We start from the raw sequence: 528 nt of genomic DNA, 5'->3' as shown, positions 1-528 counted from the left end.
CCGTTGTCGCACGCGGTCAGGGCGAGCGCGGCGAGGGCGGCGCCGGCCACGGCGAGCAGGGGGGTACGGGTGCGGAGGGTACGGCGGTTGCGCATGGCGCTTCTCGCTTCCGGGTCGTGGAGTGCTTGGATGTCCACAGCCTGCGTGCCGTGTTGTCCCGCCCGCCAGCCCCGGCGGCCGATCCGGGACGCTGGAACGGCCACATAGGTGTTGACCTGCAAGAACGTCCCTTCCCTGGAACGGGGGAATGGGACAGGGGAGGGGACGGATCGTGTCGGAAAGCACCGGGGGGACCGGGTTCGCCGAGCGGCTGCGGGAGTTGAAGGACCGCTCAGGGCACAGCTACGGCATGCTCGCCAAGCGGCTCCACATGAGCACGTCGACGCTGCACCGCTACTGCAACGGGGAGGCCGTACCGACGGACTACGCCCCGGTGGAGCGGATGGCACGGCTCTGCGGGGCGTCGCCGGAGGAACTCGTGGCGCTGCACCGGAGTTGGGTGCTGGCGGACGCGGGGCGGGGGAAGAA

The 528-nt window shown here is 71.0% G+C and carries 1 protein-coding gene; it reads left to right on the top strand.

The genetic code is table 11. The features are described 5' to 3' along the window. Window positions 1–271 precede the first annotated feature (271 nt). Window positions 272–528, top strand: a 257-nt coding sequence (locus CCN72_RS17995; RefSeq protein ID WP_143664126.1) for a helix-turn-helix domain-containing protein, incomplete at its 3' end; no start/stop codon positions are given.

Source organism: Streptomyces murinus, from assembly GCF_002154555.1.
GTDB lineage: Bacteria > Actinomycetota > Actinomycetes > Streptomycetales > Streptomycetaceae > Streptomyces > Streptomyces murinus.
This window is presented reverse-complemented; position numbering and strand designations above follow the sequence as displayed.